At 42.3% G+C, this 16,754-nt stretch carries 11 protein-coding genes, 1 tRNA gene and 3 rRNA genes; 11 read left to right on the top strand and 4 right to left on the bottom strand.

Annotation, left to right across the window (positions count from 1 at the left end; genetic code table 11):
* Positions 1–446: 446 nt before the first annotated feature.
* The 11 genes from PAND9192_RS15095 to PAND9192_RS15045 all read left to right on the top strand — a co-directional run bounded on the left by PAND9192_RS15095 (position 447) and on the right by PAND9192_RS15045 (position 15,590).
* Complete coding sequence (locus PAND9192_RS15095; protein WP_087854450.1) at positions 447–2,123, top strand: ABC transporter substrate-binding protein; 1,677 nt, start codon at positions 447–449, stop codon at positions 2,121–2,123.
* 146 nt (positions 2,124–2,269) lie between these two features.
* Positions 2,270–3,256 carry an ABC transporter permease gene (locus PAND9192_RS15090; RefSeq protein WP_065169106.1) on the top strand — a complete coding sequence of 329 codons (987 nt, stop codon included), beginning with the start codon at positions 2,270–2,272 and terminating at the stop codon, positions 3,254–3,256.
* 2 nt (positions 3,257–3,258) lie between these two features.
* Positions 3,259–4,287, top strand: coding sequence for an ABC transporter permease (locus tag PAND9192_RS15085; RefSeq protein WP_060997602.1), 1,029 nt, complete (start codon positions 3,259–3,261; stop codon positions 4,285–4,287).
* Positions 4,287–5,261 carry an ABC transporter ATP-binding protein gene (locus tag PAND9192_RS15080; RefSeq protein WP_087845811.1) on the top strand — a complete coding sequence of 325 codons (975 nt, stop codon included), beginning with the start codon at positions 4,287–4,289 and terminating at the stop codon, positions 5,259–5,261. The genes PAND9192_RS15085 and PAND9192_RS15080 overlap by 1 nt, the downstream gene beginning before the upstream one ends.
* Positions 5,262–5,303: 42 nt before the next feature.
* Complete coding sequence (locus tag PAND9192_RS15075; RefSeq protein WP_087854449.1) at positions 5,304–6,299, top strand: ABC transporter ATP-binding protein; 996 nt, start codon at positions 5,304–5,306, stop codon at positions 6,297–6,299.
* 133 nt (positions 6,300–6,432) lie between these two features.
* Entirely contained in the window at positions 6,433–8,169 is a 1,737-nt protein-coding gene (locus tag PAND9192_RS15070) for a glycoside hydrolase family 9 protein (protein ID WP_087854448.1), read from the top strand.
* The gene (locus PAND9192_RS15065; protein WP_087854447.1) at positions 8,162–9,052 is read left to right on the top strand and encodes a glucosamine kinase nucleotide-binding domain-containing protein; all 891 of its coding nucleotides are present in this window, start codon (positions 8,162–8,164) and stop codon (positions 9,050–9,052) included. The genes PAND9192_RS15070 and PAND9192_RS15065 overlap by 8 nt, the downstream gene beginning before the upstream one ends.
* A gap of 10 nt (positions 9,053–9,062) precedes the next feature.
* The gene (locus PAND9192_RS15060) at positions 9,063–10,991 is read left to right on the top strand and encodes a beta-N-acetylhexosaminidase (protein WP_087854446.1); all 1,929 of its coding nucleotides are present in this window, start codon (positions 9,063–9,065) and stop codon (positions 10,989–10,991) included.
* A 41-nt stretch (positions 10,992–11,032) separates the two neighbouring features.
* Positions 11,033–13,438: a glycoside hydrolase family 94 protein gene (locus PAND9192_RS15055; protein WP_087854445.1), complete on the top strand. Its 2,406-nt coding sequence runs from the start codon at positions 11,033–11,035 to the stop codon at positions 13,436–13,438.
* Positions 13,439–13,501: 63 nt separating this feature from the next.
* A complete protein-coding gene (locus PAND9192_RS15050) occupies positions 13,502–14,914 on the top strand; it encodes a phosphoglucomutase/phosphomannomutase family protein (RefSeq protein WP_087821570.1) in 1,413 nt (470 codons plus the stop codon).
* Positions 14,915–15,200: 286 nt separating this feature from the next.
* Positions 15,201–15,590 (top strand): hypothetical protein, encoded by a 390-nt coding sequence (locus PAND9192_RS15045; protein WP_087854444.1) that lies wholly within the window; start codon positions 15,201–15,203, stop codon positions 15,588–15,590.
* Between the two features lie 503 nt (positions 15,591–16,093).
* Here the strand turns inward: PAND9192_RS15045 and PAND9192_RS15040 are convergent.
* From PAND9192_RS15040 to PAND9192_RS15025, 4 genes are all read right to left on the bottom strand, one after another.
* Positions 16,094–16,170: transfer RNA gene (locus PAND9192_RS15040), tRNA-Asp, on the bottom strand.
* Between the two features lie 32 nt (positions 16,171–16,202).
* Positions 16,203–16,318 (bottom strand): 5S ribosomal RNA (gene rrf / locus PAND9192_RS15035).
* A 50-nt stretch (positions 16,319–16,368) separates the two neighbouring features.
* Positions 16,369–16,484, bottom strand: a 5S ribosomal RNA gene (gene rrf / locus PAND9192_RS15030).
* A 169-nt stretch (positions 16,485–16,653) separates the two neighbouring features.
* Positions 16,654–16,754, bottom strand: a 23S ribosomal RNA gene (locus PAND9192_RS15025); the annotation flags it as partial.

Here is a 16,754-nt window from a genome sequence, read left to right as displayed (position 1 = left end):
TTTATGAGAACCGAATCACAACAAACTGACACGGTAAATTTTCCGTATAAAAATAACCACAAAAATTGGCATGCGTTACATCACACACGTAAAAAACGCAAAATAAACACTTATTAAACAACAACTAAAGAGAAGTTCGCACTAACGTAACCAATGTAACAGCGCAACCTGTTTGTGACGTTAACCACGCTATTTACTGAATACTCAATCAAGTAAAACAATGAAATTAACGTTTTTAACGACAACCTTAGTCATTTTGACGTTTTTAACGGGCGACCACATTGACGATTGAGCCAATCCAGCCAATATTGAAGCCACTGAGAACCTACAAGGCCATTCAACGGTTCAGCGTTACTCAGTTCCAATGAAGTAGGTTTGAGGCGCTCCAATGACGGAGCCAACTTTTATTTCCATTAGTGAAACAGAGCTAAGAGTAAGGAACAGCTATGCTTGCCAATATTAACAAAACTAAGTTAGCACTTGCAGTTGTTGCTGCAGCAACCGCTTTTACAGCACCAGTTGCAACAGCATCAGAAAAAAGCCAGCTAACAATCGTACCCGATTTTTACCCTACAATGGTACGTAACTTTAACCCGTTTTTAGCAACAAACCTTCGTACTACAACTGAATTCGTTTATGAGCCATTGGTTATCTTTAACCAAATGCACGGTAATGAGCCAGTTATGCGTTTGGCAAAAGACTACTACATGTCTGACGACCTAATGAACGTTACGTTTGAAATTCGTGATGGCGTGAAATGGTCTGACGGTAAACCTTTTACAGCTGCAGATGTTGTTTACTCTTTTGAGCTAGTAAAAGACAAGCCAGAACTTGACCAAATCGGTATCAACAAGTGGGTTAAATCAGTTAAGCAAGACGGTAACAAGGTTATCTTTGCATTAACTGCTGCTAACTCAAACGTACCATTTGAAATCTCTAAAGTGCCTGTTATTCCTAAGCACATTTGGAGCAAAGTGAAGAACCCTACAACCTTCACTAACGAAAACCCAGTAGGTACTGGTCCATTTACAGAGATCGAGACATTTACTCCGCAACTTTACGTTCAATGTCGTAACCCTAATTACTGGGATAACGCCAACCTAGAAGTTGATTGTTTACGTGTTCCTCAAATCGCTAACAATGACCAACTACTAACTAAGATCATCAACTCTGAGTTAGATTGGACATCATCGTTCATTCCTGACATCGACAGTACTTATGCTGCAGCAAATCCTAATCACAAATACTGGTACCCTGCTGCTGGTACAATGGCATTCATGCTGAACTATAAGTCGCCAAAAGCAGGTAACAACGAAGCAATCAACAATGTTGACTTCCGTCGTGCATTCTCTATGGCAATTGACCGTCAAACTATCATCGACATCGCGTTCTACGGTGCGGGTACTCCGAACGATTACGCATCTGGCCTAGGTGATAGCTTCAAGTCATGGTCTGACGAAGCAGTTCATAACAAATACAAAACTTACAACACTTACAACATCAAAGGCGCTAAAGACCTTCTTGCTAAAGCAGGCTTTAAAGACCTAGATGGTGACGGATTTGTTGAATCTCCAAAAGGTGAGAAGATCGAGCTTGAAGTTCAATCTCCTAACGGTTGGACTGACTTCAACAACACAGTACAGCTAGGTGTTGAGCAGCTTCAAGAAGCAGGTATCAATGCGAAAGCACGTACTCCTGACTTTGCTGTTTACAACCAAGCAATGCTAGAAGGCACTTACGATGTAGCGTTTACTAACTACTTCCACGGTGCAGATCCACACCTATACTGGGACAGTGCGTACAACTCACGTCTACAGCAAGGTGATGGTATGCCACGTTTCGCTATGCACTACTTTAAAAATGCACAGCTAGATTCGTTGCTAGACAGCTTCTACAAGACTGCTGATAAAGGTGAGCAAATGAAGATTGCTCATAGCATTCAGAAAATCATTGCTGAGAACCAAATTACTATTCCAGTAATTTCTGGTGCTAACAACTTCCAATACAATGAAGGTCGCTTCACTGGTTGGTGGAACGAGAAGAACCCTAAAGGCCGTCCAATGGTATGGGCTGGTGTTCAAGAGCGTCTACTTCAAGTACTGGATCTAAAACCAAAAGCGTAATTTCTGCTTAAATTTGCGGTGCACGCCTTGTGCACCGCCTCTTCCCTCTAATCCTTTTTGCAATCAAAGGTATGACGCTTGCGTCAGGGGGTTTTACGTCCTGAATTCAGCTCAGGAAGGCAAGCTGGATGTGTAAGGTGTGAGTTATGGGATTCTTTTTACGTCGTTTATCGTTTTATTTTATCGCGCTAATTTTCGCGGCAACGCTAAACTTTATTCTTCCGCGTGCAATGCCTGGTGACCCAGTTACCATGATGTTCGCAAACGCAACTGCCCAGGTAACCCCTGAGCGTATTGAAGCTATGAAAAAGCTACTTGGCTTTGTTGATGGTCCACTTTACGAGCAATACTTTTCGTATTTAGCCAACGTATTTACGTGGAACCTCGGTACTTCAATTAAATTTTACCCATTATCGGTGAATGATTTATTAGCAGGCGCAATTGGCTGGTCACTATTCCTAGCAGGTTCTGCTGTAATTCTTTCATTCTGTGTCGGTTCAGTATTTGGTATTTTCGCAGCATGGAAACGTGGCAGTAGCTACGACACTTTCATCTCTCCGGGAATGTTAGTTATTCAAGCGGTTCCACCGGTTGTAATCGCGATGCTAGTAATGTTTACCTTTGCTATCGGCTTAAAGTGGTTCCCAACAGGTAATGCCTACACTGCCGGTGTTGTCCCTGATTGGAGCAGCTTAGCATTCTATAAAGATGTGCTTTACCACGCCGCCCTACCTCTCTTCTGTGCCACTATTATTCAGATTGGCGGCTTTCTAATTGGTATGCGTAACAACATGATTAACCTGCTAAATGAAGACTACATCACCATGGCAAAAGGAAAAGGCCTAAGTGAAAATCGAGTAGTGTTCAACTATGCAGCACGTAATGCGATGCTACCAAGTGTAACTGCATTATCAATGGCGCTCGGTATGGCTATCGGTGGTCAGCTTATTATCGAAATGATTTTCAACTACCCAGGTCTGGGAACGGTAATGCTAAACGCAATCCATGCGCGTGATTACCAAGTACTACAAGGTCAGTTATTAATTATGACTATGTTTATGTTGTTCTTTAACTTTATGGCCGACATCCTAATCGTTGCGCTAGACCCTCGTCTACGTAAAGGAGGCAAGTAATTATGAAAGCCTTATTTAAATTGCTATCTAGCAACCCTAAAGCAATGTTTGGTCTCAGCATTATTGTTGTCTTTATTCTGGCGGCTGTATTTGCACCATTAATTACCCAATACTCACCGGATAAAAGAACCGGCAATCCACATGAATATCCAGCTTTTGTTGTAAAAGCTGCACAAGATAATCCCGATGGTTGGATTGCGAAAAACCTAGCGACTAACAAGCGTACGTTATTAATGTCAAAAGATGCTGATCACGTTTTAGGTACATCGCGTATGGGACGTGATATCTGGTCACAACTTGTTTATGGCGCACGTACTTCATTAGCGGTTGGTTTTGGTGCTGGTCTATTGGTGTGTTTCTTAGCAACCATCATTGGTATCTCAGCGGGTTACTTCGGCGGTAAAGTCGATGAAATTCTCACCGCATGTATGAACATCATGCTGGTAATGCCACAACTCCCAATATTGTTTGTTATCGCAGCCTTTGTAGGTCAAGCAGGCCCTCTCACAATAGCCATCGTTATTGCGGTTACCTCCTGGGCATGGGGCGCACGTGTAGTACGCGCACAAACATTATCAATTAGAGAAAAAGAGTTTGTAAAAGCGGCTGAAGTATTAGGTGAATCATCTCCTCGTATTATTTTCGTTGAGATTCTTCCTAACCTTATCTCTATCGTAGGTGCGAGCTTCATTGGTTCAGTAATGTATGCGATTAACGTTGAAGCGACATTATCTTTCTTAGGTCTAGGCGATCCAAACGGCATTAGCTGGGGTGTGATGCTTTACAACGTACAAACCTCATCTTCAATGTTAATTGGCGCATGGTGGGAAGTACTAGCTCCATGTTTTGCATTGATATTTATCGCTATTGGCCTTGCTATGCTTAACTTCGCTGTCGATGAGATTGCTAACCCGCAGTTACGTTCTCATAAAGGTATGCGTCGTTGGAAAAACCTTGCAAAAGAAAACGCTAAACAAGCACAACCGGTTGAAGCGATGCCTCAACCAGCACTAGAAGGCGGGACTAAATAATGACTGATCCACAAATCTCAATTCGTAATTTATGTGTTGATTATATTACTGATTCTGGCGATGTCCGTGCCGTTAATAATGTCAGCTTTGACATTGGTAAAGGTGAAGTTTTTGGTCTAGCTGGTGAGTCTGGTTGCGGAAAATCAACCGTTGCTTTCTCACTAATGCGTCTGCACAAGCCGCCTGCATTCATTACCGGTGGTGAAGTGTTCTTTGATGGTCACGGTGACATTTTAAAGAAAACCGATATGGCGATGTCTGCTTTCCGTTGGAGTGAAATGTCAATGGTATTCCAAAGTGCGATGAACGCTTTGAATCCAGTGTTAACCATGGAAGAGCAATTTTGTGATGTGATCATGCGCCACACTAATATGAGCCGTAAGCAAGCGATTCGTCGTGCTGAAGGTTTATTAGAAATTGTTGATATTCACCCAAGCCGTTTACGTGATTATCCACACCAGTTCTCTGGTGGTATGCGTCAACGTTTAGTTATCGCGATTGCGTTAGCGCTAAATCCAAAGATGATCATCATGGATGAACCAACAACAGCACTTGATGTAGTGGTTCAACGTGAAATTCTACAAAAAATTTATGCACTAAAAGAAGAGTTTGGCTTCTCAATTTTATTTATCACTCACGATTTATCACTGATGGTCGAGTTCTCAGATCGTATCGGCATCATGTATTCAGGTGAGCTAATTGAAGTTGCACCATCAAAGCAAATTCTTGAAACACCGTACCACCCATATACAGAAGGATTGGGAAGTTCATTCCCACCGCTAACAGGCCCTAAAACACGCTTAACAGGTATTCCAGGTAACCCTTTGAACTTACTTGAAATACCACAGGGTTGTCGCTTCCAAGCTCGCTGTGGAAAAACCCATCCAGCGTGCTTTAGCACTCCAACTCAGTTAAGCCAAATTGAACCAGGACGTTTATCAAACTGCCACCTATTTACCAATACCGGTAACTAGTAGCAACACACCGCATTCTATAGGCAGTATTTAGGAGACACTATGAGCAAGCCTGTTGGAACACCGATTATCGAAGGTAAAAATCTTATTAAAGATTTCTCGGTAAACAGTAACTCACTTAAAAAATCAAAGATGCGTGCGATTAACGATGTGTCTTTCAAAATGTACAAAAGCCGTGGCTTAGCTGTGGTTGGCGAATCAGGCTCTGGTAAATCAACCACAGCTAAAATGATCGCCAAAATGTACGCACCAAGTGGCGGCCATATTGAATATTACGGACGTGATATTCAAACCATTAGCAGCCGTGATGACGTAATGAAATACCGTCAAGGTGTACAAATGGTATGGCAAGATCCGTTTGGATCATTAAACCCTACTCATACTATTTTTCACCATATTGCGCGCCCATTACTGATTCACAATAAAGTGTCATCTGGTAATAAAAAAGAGCTTGAAGAGACGGTTTACAACCTACTTGAGCAAGTGGGTTTGATTCCACCTAAAGCCACTGCAGCAAAATTCCCGCACCAGCTTTCAGGTGGCCAACGTCAGCGTGTCAACTTAGCACGTAACATTGCGGTTGGCGCTGAAGTGGTACTGGCTGATGAACCAACGTCAATGCTTGATGTATCGATTCGTGCAGGTGTTCTTAACTTGATGGAAGAGATGAAGTTTGAGCGTGAAATGGCGCTGCTTTACATCACTCACGATATCGCAACAGCTCGTTATATTGCTGAAGATCTTGCGGTTATGTATGTCGGCCATATGGTTGAGTGGGGCGATACGGAAGAGATCATTCATAATCCACAGCACCCATACACCCAACTCTTAGTGTCAGCGGTACCGGATCCAAGCAAATCGATCCATACCAAACTAAAAGGTAATAAAGGTGAAATTCCGTTATGGACGCCTGAAAGCTTTGGCTGTCCATTTGCTGGTCGTTGTATGCAAGCAACAGATAAATGTCGTGAAAAATTGCCAGCCGTTACTCAATTATCTGATAACCACTTTGTGCGTTGTTACTTATACGAAAACTAAGTAATAAAGCCAACGTTATAAAAATTTAGCATCAATAACACGTTTACTTTTATTTCCATGTTATTTGTCGCTCAAGCAATTCAGTGATGGTTCCCATAAGGAGCCATCACTTATTAGCGACATTGGAGGCCCTATGCAGCTGTTAATTAATCACCTTGGTTATGAGCGCTTTAATACAAAGCAGGCTTTATTACAAACAACATCTCAAACACTGTCAGGCCATGCCGAATTAGTGTGCAATCAAACTAACCAAACTATTATGCAGCTGCCATTAGTTGCGTGTGGCACCACCGCACAATGGCATACGGGCAATATTTATAAGATTGATTTTTCGACTTTCCAAAATAGCGGCGAATACCGTATTCGCTATGCCAACATCGAATCTTCTGTTTTCAGCATTGCTGAAGGCATATTAATGCAACGTACTTTCAGTGATGTTTTGCACTATTTCAAATCACAACGTTGCAGTGGTATTTACGATCAAGCTGATAGCCAAGCACAATTACTCAACAGCGATATCAGCGTTGATGTTCATGGTGGTTGGTATGACGCATCAGGTGATGTCAGTAAATATTTAAGTCACCTTTCTTACGCTAACTTCCTCAATCCTCAACAAACACCGATGATTGTTTGGAACATGCTAAAAGCGTATGAAATCGCTGAAGATCAAACTGATGTAGCTGATTTCACGCGTGTACGTTTATTAGAAGAAGCGTTATTTGGCACCGATTTTTTAGTGCGAATGCAAAGTGATGACGGCTTCTTTTTCATGACCGTGTTTGATAAATGGAGCAAGTCACCAGCACAACGTGATATCTGTGCTTATGCTACCCAAGACGGTATTAAAACTGATGATTATCAAGCAGGTTTCCGTCAAGGTGGTGGCGTCGCAATAGCAGCACTCGCGGCAGCGGCACGGATCACAACCTTACCTTCTTGCTCACGTATTCCTCATTGTGATGCCTACCAAAGCGAGCACTATTTGCATGCTGCAGAGCGTGGCTATTGGCATTTAAAACAACACAATATCAATTATCTTAACGATAATGCTGAAAATATTATTGATGAATACTGCGCCTTATTAGCTGCGGTAGAGCTTTATCGCGCCACCCATCAACAGCGTTATTTAACTGAAATGCGTGATTGGGCCCAACGCCTAAGTCAACGTCAAATGTCAGATGAAAACATTAACCATTACTGGTCAGCAACCACAGATGGCAGTCGTCCTTATTATCATGCAGCAGAAGCAGGCTTACCTGCGATTGCACTGATGCAATATTTAGCTGCCGAACCTGAAACCAAACACCAGCAACAATTACACCCAGTACTGGTAAATGCCCTTAATTTTGAATTGACGTTAACCGCTGAAGTTAATAACCCGTTTGGCTATCCACGTCAGTACACTAAAGCCGTTGATGGTGATAAGCAAACCGCTTTCTTTGTTGCCCATAACAATGAATCTGGTTATTGGTGGCAAGGTGAAAATGCCCGTATCGCTTCCCTTGCGAGCATGGCATTTATGGCACAAACCCACCTCACTGATGACGTATTAAAGCAACAATTAATGCAATATGGTCAACAACTTATGAATTGGATTTTAGGCCTAAATCCTTTTGATATGTGCATGTTAGATGGTCATGGTCACAATAACCCTGATTACCTGCCTGAGCTTGGTTTTAGTAATGCTAAAGGTGGGGTTTGCAATGGCATCACTTCAGGTTTTGAAAATGAGCAAGATATTGCCTTTAATCCTGTAGGACAAAAAGATGACATGCTGCAAAACTGGCGTTGGGGCGAACAATGGATCCCCCATGGTGGTTGGTATTTATTAGCTACTACGCTGCAATTCAAGGAGCGTCACCATGGCTGATTTTCCATTTACCTATCTTGTGGGTGTTGATGGCGGAGGTACCTCTTGCCGCGCCCGTATTTGCGATTTAGATGGCAATATTCTCGGTGAAGCAAAAACAGGCAGTGCCAATATTTTACTTGGTGGTGATATTGCCATGGCTTCAATTCAACAAGCCATTGCTCTTGCTGCTCAACAAGCACAATTAACCACTAATGATTATCCAAACATGTCTGTCGGATTAGCTCTTGCTGGGGCTGAACAACAACAAGCGTGGCATGCATTCATGCAACAACCTCACCCATACGGTGCCATTACGCTAAATACTGATGCATATGGCGCTTGTTTAGGTGCTTGGGGAGGGCAAGATGGCGCGATCCTCATTGCAGGCACCGGATCTTGCGGCATTTTATTGCAAGACGGTAAGCAGTATGTGGTCGGTGGACGTGAGTTTCCGATCTCCGATCAAGGCAGCGGCGCCATTATGGGACTGCACCTGATCCAACAAGTCTTACTCAGTGTTGATGGCATCGTGGCAACAACTGAGTTAGCCCAGCATGTATTAAACCATTTTGAGCATGATATTGATGCGATTGTTAGTTGGTCAAAAACGGCACGTCCTTGCGATTATGGTCAATTCTCTCCGGCAATCTTTAGCTTTGCCGCCCAAAACGATTCACTCGCAGTGTCATTGTTACAACAAACGGCTGCAGATATTGAAATGTGGATGCAAGCGTTAATTGTGCGTGGCGCAAGCCGTATTTGCCTAATGGGCGGTATTGGTGAACGCATTCAAACATGGCTAACTCCACCGATGCAGCAACGACTAGCAACGCCGCAAGGTGATGCAATGGACGGCGCTATTGCTATGGCGCGTGGCAATCACAACTTATTTGTACGTTAAGGAAGTAAAAATGACTTATCGTCTTGATTTTACAGTAATAGAGAAAGCTGAAGGCTATTGCCGCTATGCGTTAAGTTTACATAACTTAACCGATCAAGCGTTGCATGGATGGTCACTGTATTTCTTCGTTAGCCGTTGCATTGATCCAGCCAGTGTTTCTGTTGGTAGTATTAGCCAAATTGGCAGCTACAGCCAATTATCCCAATTGCCACCGTTAATGGCTAATGGACACTTTTATACTGAATTTACCATGAGAACAATGCCATTCAACTTACATGATGATGGCATCAATGAAGCATTTATCGCATTAAATAACGAAAATGCTTTGATCCAACCGTTAAAAGTCCACACCACTACCATTAATTTAGATCAAGATCCGATCGAGCGCTTCTGTACGCCATTACCAAGTGTTGGTTGTGATATTGCGTTAATTCCCCAACCTAATCACTTAACTCGACTTCAAGGTGAGTTTGTTTTTAACCAATTTACCGCTCTTGAAACTCCACCAATCTTAGCGCAAGGGGCGATAAACTGGTTAAGCGCTGAATATAAAAAGCATTTTAACGAAGCAATGCCAATTAGCCCTCAGGGCAATATCCATTATCACGTTAATAATGACATTATTGAACATGGCTACCAATTACTGATCGAAACTGACAATATTTGGATCCATGCTAGTTCAGCCACTGGCTTTGTCCATGCAACATCAACCTTATTGCAATTGCTGCCTACGCGTCCAAGCCATGTTGTCGATGCCGCTTACTGCTTACCAATGGTAGAAATTAGCGATCAACCTCATTATAGCTACCGTGGCATGATGCTTGACTGCGGGCGTCATTTTCATCCCGTAGATCGAATTAAACATCTTCTGGATCAATTAGCGCGCTATAAATTTAATACATTCCATTGGCACCTAACCGACGATGAAGGCTGGCGAATTGAAATTGACGCCTACCCTCAATTAACCGAGATTGGTGCATGGCGCGGCCCAAATGAAATTATTGCGCCACAATTTAGTCATATCGATCAACGCTATGGCGGTTTTTATACCAAACAAGATATTCGTGATGTGATTGCTTATGCCAGCGATCGTGGCATTAGTATCATTCCTGAAATTGATATTCCTGGTCATTGCCGTGCGGCGATTTTATCGCTCCCTGAGCTGTTACAAGATCCAAACGATCATTCGGTATATCGCAGTATTCAGAACTACCCTGACAATATTTTATCACCAGCATTAGCGGGAACTTACACCTTCATTAAAACCGTACTTGAAGAAGTATGCGAACTATTTCCTGCACCTTTTGTGCATATTGGTGCCGATGAAGTGCCTAAAGGCGTATGGACCGATAGTGCTGCGTGCCAACAATTAATGGCTGATAACAACTACCACGACCCAATGGAATTACAAGGTCACCTATTGCGTTTTGCCGAACAAATATTACAAGCGCAAGGCAAACGAATGATGGGCTGGGAAGAAGCAACCCATGGTAATAAAGTCAGTAAAGACACCGTAATTTATTCATGGACCAATGAAGAAGCCGGCCTTGAATGCGTGAAAAATGGCTTTGATGTAGTCATGCAACCCGCACAAGCGACCTATCTCGATCTGGCTCAAGGTTACTCTGCTGATGAGGCTGGCGTCGATTGGGCCGGTAAATTAACACTGGATAATGTTTACAATTATCATCCACTTAGCATGCTGACGGAGCAAAATTCTGCGCGGCAGCACATTTTAGGCATTCAAACTGCACTTTGGTCAGAATTAATTAATAACCAAAGCAGATTTGAATATATGATTTATCCGCGCTTACTGGCGGTATCGGAGATCTGCTGGAGTAAACCACAACATCGTAACTGGGATGACTTTAAAGCACGCTTAAAAGGTCAACTTAACTATCTAGACAAGGCGGGAATTAATTACCGCCACTGTGAATAACCACGTACACAGAACAGTAAATATTTTAAGGATTAGAAATAATGAAATACGGTTATTTTGACAACGGCAATAAAGAGTATGTTATCACTCGACCTGATGTCCCAGCACCATGGACCAACTACCTTGGTACTGAAAAGTTCTGTACAGTGATTTCACAAAATGCCGGTGGTTACTCTTTCTATAAGTCACCAGAATACAATCGCGTTACTAAATTCCGTCCCAATGCGACCTTTGATCGTCCAGGGCATTATGTTTACCTACGCGATGATGCGACAGGTGATTACTGGTCAATTTCATGGCAGCCAGTGGCGAAAAGTCTTGATGAAGCTAAATATGAAGTACGTCACGGCTTGTCATACTCAAAATTTGCTTGTGAATACAATGGTATTTCAGCACAAAAAACATTATTCGTACCGATTGGCGAAGATGCTGAAATTTGGGATGTCGTCCTAAAAAACACCACTGATGAAGTACGAACTATTAGTGCGTTCTCATTTGTTGAATTTTCATTTAGCCACATTCAATCTGATAACCAAAACCATCAGATGAGTCTTTATTCTGCAGGTACATCTTATGAAGATGGCGTGATTGAATACGACTTGTATTACAACACCAAAGAGAAAGAAGGTTACTACTACCTAGCATCAAGCTTTGCTCCTGATAGCTATGATGGCCAACGCGATACTTTCATCGGTGCATACCGTGATGAATCTAATCCAATTGCAGTTGAGAAAGGTCGTTGTTCTAACCACGTGCAAACTTGTTACAACCATTGTGGTTCGCTGCACAAGCAATTTACGCTGCAACCTGGTGAAGAAATTCGCTTTAACTACATTCTAGGTATTGGTAAAAACGAAGGCCAACGTCTACGTCAAAAGTACCAAGACAACGCTGTTGTTGATGCTGCATTTGCTGAAATTAAGCACCACTGGGAAAGCCGCTGCAACAAGTTTAAAGTAACATCGCCAAATGAAGGCCTTGATACCATGATCAATGCTTGGACACTATACCAAGCAGAAACGTGTGTTGTATGGTCTCGCTTTGCTTCATTTATCGAAGTCGGTGGTCGTACTGGTCTTGGTTACCGTGATACCGCACAAGATGCTATCTCTGTGCCACACTCTAATCCAGCAATGACACGTAAGCGTTTAGTTGATTTACTTCGCGGCCAAGTGCAAGCGGGTTATGGTTTACACCTATTTGATCCTGATTGGTTCGATCCAGACATGGCTGATGTGGAACCATCAAAATCACCAACAGTAGTACCAACACCAAGTGATGCTGATAAGATCCACGGTATTGATGATACTTGTTCAGATGACCATCTATGGTTAGTCCCTACTATCTGTAAGTACGTGACAGAAACTGGCGAAGAAAGCTTCCTTGACGAAGTGATCCCATACGCTGACGGTGGTGATGCAACTGTTTATGATCATATGAAAGCAGCGCTTGATTTCTCTGCCGAATATGTAGGTCAAACTGGTATTTGTAAAGGTCTACGTGCCGATTGGAATGACTGCCTAAACTTAGGTGGCGGTGAATCAGCAATGGTATCGTTCCTTCACTTCTGGGCACTACAAGAATTTATTCAACTCGCTAAATACCAAGGTAAAACAGCAGATGTTGAAAAATACACTGAAATGGCTGCCAATGTACGTGAAGCATGTGAAACCCATTTATGGGATGACGAAGGCGGCTGGTACATTCGTGGTTTAACCAAAAATGGCGACAAGATTGGTACAGCACAGCAAACAGAAGGCCGTATTCACCTAGAGTCAAATACCCTTGCTGTTCTATCTGGCATGGCATCACAAGATCGTGGTGAACAAGCGATGGATGCGGTAGATGAAAATCTTTACTCAGACTATGGCTTACATCTTAATGCACCATCATTCTCAACCCCTAACGATGACATTGGTTTCGTAACTCGTGTATATCAAGGCGTGAAAGAAAATGGCGCGATCTTCTCGCATCCAAACCCATGGGCATGGGTAGCTGAAGCAAAACTAGGTCGTGGCGACCGTGCAATGAAATTCTATGATGCACTAAACCCATACAACCAAAACGACATGATTGAAACACGTATGGCTGAACCTTATTCTTACGTGCAATTTATTATGGGCCGCGATCACCAAGATCATGGTCGTGCTAACCACCCATGGTTAACAGGTACTTCTGGTTGGGCTTACTTTGCTGTCACTAACTTTATTCTTGGAGTTCAGACAGGTTTTGATGGCCTAACTATTAATCCATGTATTCCAACTGAATGGCCTGGATTTGAAGTAACGCGTGAATGGCGTGGTGCGACGTACAATATTAATGTAACTAACCCAGATCATGTTAGCAAAGGCATTAAGTCTATCACCCTTAATGGTCAGCCGGTTGATGGTGCAATTGCCCCTCAAGCTGAAGGCTCTGTGAATACCGTTACGGTTGTAATGGGCTAATCACTTTTAGGGGAGTAGCTTTTACTCCCCATTTTATTTTGCGAGAGAAATAGGAGTTCCTCCATGATTCAATTTGGAACCGGTGGTTGGCGTGCCTTTATTGGTGAAGAGTTTACCCAAGCGAATGTACGTTTAGTTGCACAAGCAATTGCTAACATCATGATCACCGAAGCAGTCACTGATAAAGGATTTATCATCGGTTATGACCGTCGCTTTTTATCAGATAAAGCTGCAACTTGGTTTGCTGAAGTATTAGCAGGAAATAATATCAAATGTAGTTTTATCAATCGCTTTGTACCAACACCGATCGTGATGTTTAAAGCCAAACAAACTGGTGCTATTTACTCAGCATGTATTACTGCATCGCATAATCCAGCAGATTACAACGGCATTAAAGTGTTCATCGAAGGCGGTCGTGATGCTGACGAGATCATTACGCAAAAGATTGAACAACAAATTGCAGTACTGACGGATGCTGATATTAAGCTGGTTGATTTTGAACAAGCACAACGCGATAAATTAATTGAAATCATCAATCCAATGAACGAATTTGTTGATTCTGTGATTGATTTACTTGATTTAGAAGCGATCAAACAAGCTAACTTACGAGTACTTATCGACCCAATGTTTGGCGTTGCTAAAAATGCATTACAAACGGTATTGATCACTGGTCGTTGTGATGTTGATGTTATCAACGATGGTGAAAACCCAGGTTTTGGCGGCTTAATGCCATCACCAAGTGCTGCAACTCTTTATCGTCTTAAACATTTAGTCGCTCAAGAAGGCTATGACATTGGTATTGGTACCGATGGCGATGCTGATCGTTTAGGTATTATTGATGAAAAAGGTAACTTCATTCATCCTAATGAAGTGTTACTACTACTGTATTACTACCTATTAGAATATAAAGGCTGGAAAGGCTCTGTTGTGCGTAATATCGCTACAACCCATTTACTTGATAAAGTCGCTGCAGCCTATGGTGAAAAGTCATTTGAAGTACCAGTTGGCTTTAAGCATATCAGCTCACAAATGGAAGCCGATGACTCATTACTGGGTGGTGAAAGCTCAGGTGGCCTGACTATTCGTGGCCATATTAAGGGTAAAGATGGCATTTTCGCATCAAGTTTATTAGTTGAAATGATCAGTTCAACGGGTAAAAAATTATCTGAATTATTAGATGAAATTTATACTCGCTTTGGCTATGCCTATACAGCAGAAGGCGATTGCACCTTTAAAGCTGCTGAGCGTGATCGTCTTTATAATAAAATTTATATCGAAAAATCATTACCTGCATTTGATTACGAAATAGAAAAAGTCAGCTATGCCGATGGTGCGAAAGTTTACTTTACCAATGGTGGCTGGGCGATTGCACGTTTCTCAGGTACAGAACCATTACTACGTCTGTTTGTAGAAATGGAAGATCAAACCCAAGCTGAAGCTGTTTTATTACAATTTAAACAATTTCTTGCAGTATAAACAGTTAGATATTTTCATTGCTAAGTCCTAGTAACACGCCCTATAGCTGTTACATTGTGCAGATCAAATACTTTGATCTTTGCCACTGGGTAGTCGATTGACTACCCTTTTCTTTATTATTTAATTGCTATTAACATAATTAATAATAATTCAATCTTGCTCACAAACTGTGTTTTTTTCGCTTTCAAACCGCTAAAAAACGTATGACCTCACATACAATTGCTCGCTTTAGGTCCATGCTTATTCCGTAAACAAAACTTTCTACGTTATGTAATAAGGGGTTGTTATGAAAAAGGCCATCATTGCTATCACTATAATCGCGCTCGCGGTATTGTTTAGCGAACATTTTCATTCATTCTCAGTAGGTTTTAGCTTAGCGATGGTCGCAGTTAGCTGTGGCTACCTAATCGCCTATCAAGCGATCCTGCGACCACAATATGCGATGAGTTTTTTAGTTACAGCAGCATTAGTTAAACTCGCGATCACTGTTATTGGTGTTATTTGGATATTTGCAGCCGATATTATTCATTCACCACTTACATTTCTTATCGCGTACACCTTGTTCTCTGTCATTATTACTTACGCTGTTTCCCGCTACCGCGCCCATCGCCGTGATATTAGTAACCAACAACAACGTGAAATTTTCCACACCGGTCTCTATGAGGAATTGAAATAGATTTCTCCAGACATAAAACAGCCCTAATCTTTCTGTTAGGGCTGTTCTGTATAATGTAAAGTGGACCAGACTTACCGCTAAGACTCCTGTTTATAACTACTGTCATTCGCTACAGTGAGGTTACGAACGAGATAGGGAATCTATTATCTGCACGTTGTAGAGTTATTGTTTTAGCTACTTTTTTTATTGGTATCTTTAATGCTCAAACACATGATGAGTAGATCACGGATAGCTAGTGCCTCCCTTCCGAGATGACGGATAATAGCCCGCGCTATAATCACCATTTTCTACAGACGAAAAAAAACCTGAATCTTTCGATTCAGGTTTATTCAATAATGTGAAGTGGACGGGACTTGCCATTCCGAACATCAGCGCGTCCCCCTGCCCGACAGGCCGCTAAGCTTCCCAATAAAAAGCCTAACCAACTGAACTACCACACTATCGTTATCATTTCCTATAGACGAAAAAAAACCTGAATCTTTCGACTCAGGTTTCTTCAATAATGGCGGAGTGGACGGGACTCGAACCCGCGACCCCCGGCGTGACAGGCCGGTATTCTAACCAACTGAACTACCACTCCGCAGTGTCTATTCAGCATTTAAGCAATTTGAAACTTAGCAATGTCCTACTCTCACATGGGGAGACCCCACACTACCATCGGCGCTACAACGTTTCACTTCTGAGTTCGGCATGGGATCAGGTGGTACCGCTGCGCTATGGTCGCTAAGTAAATTCTGTGTCTATTACCGTTAATCAATAACAATAATATAAATTTAAAGCCTGGCGATGTCCTACTCTCACATGGGGAGACCCCACACTACCATCGGCGCTATTACGTTTCACTACTGAGTTCGGCATGGGATCAGGTGGGTCCATAACGCTATGGTCGCCAAGCAAATTCGACGTGAAAGGATTCACTAATATCGCGATGCCATGGATGGCAAGGAGCGATGTGACCTAACACTAAATCTGGAAATTATCTAACTAGTTGTTCTCACACTCATTCAAGCGTTTGTAGAGTCCGTCTCTTCTCTTTAGAGAAGAAAAACCCCTTGGGTGTTGTATGGTTAAGCCTCACGGGCAATTAGTATCAGTTAGCTCAATGCCTCACAGCACTTACACACCTGACCTATCAACGTTGTAGTCTTCAACAACCCTTTAGAG

The organism is Photobacterium andalusiense, from assembly GCF_900185625.1.
In the GTDB taxonomy this organism is placed as follows: Bacteria; Pseudomonadota; Gammaproteobacteria; order Enterobacterales; family Vibrionaceae; genus Photobacterium; species Photobacterium aquimaris.
The sequence above is the reverse complement of the archived record's forward strand: the minus strand, read 5'-3'. Positions and strand labels throughout refer to the sequence as shown.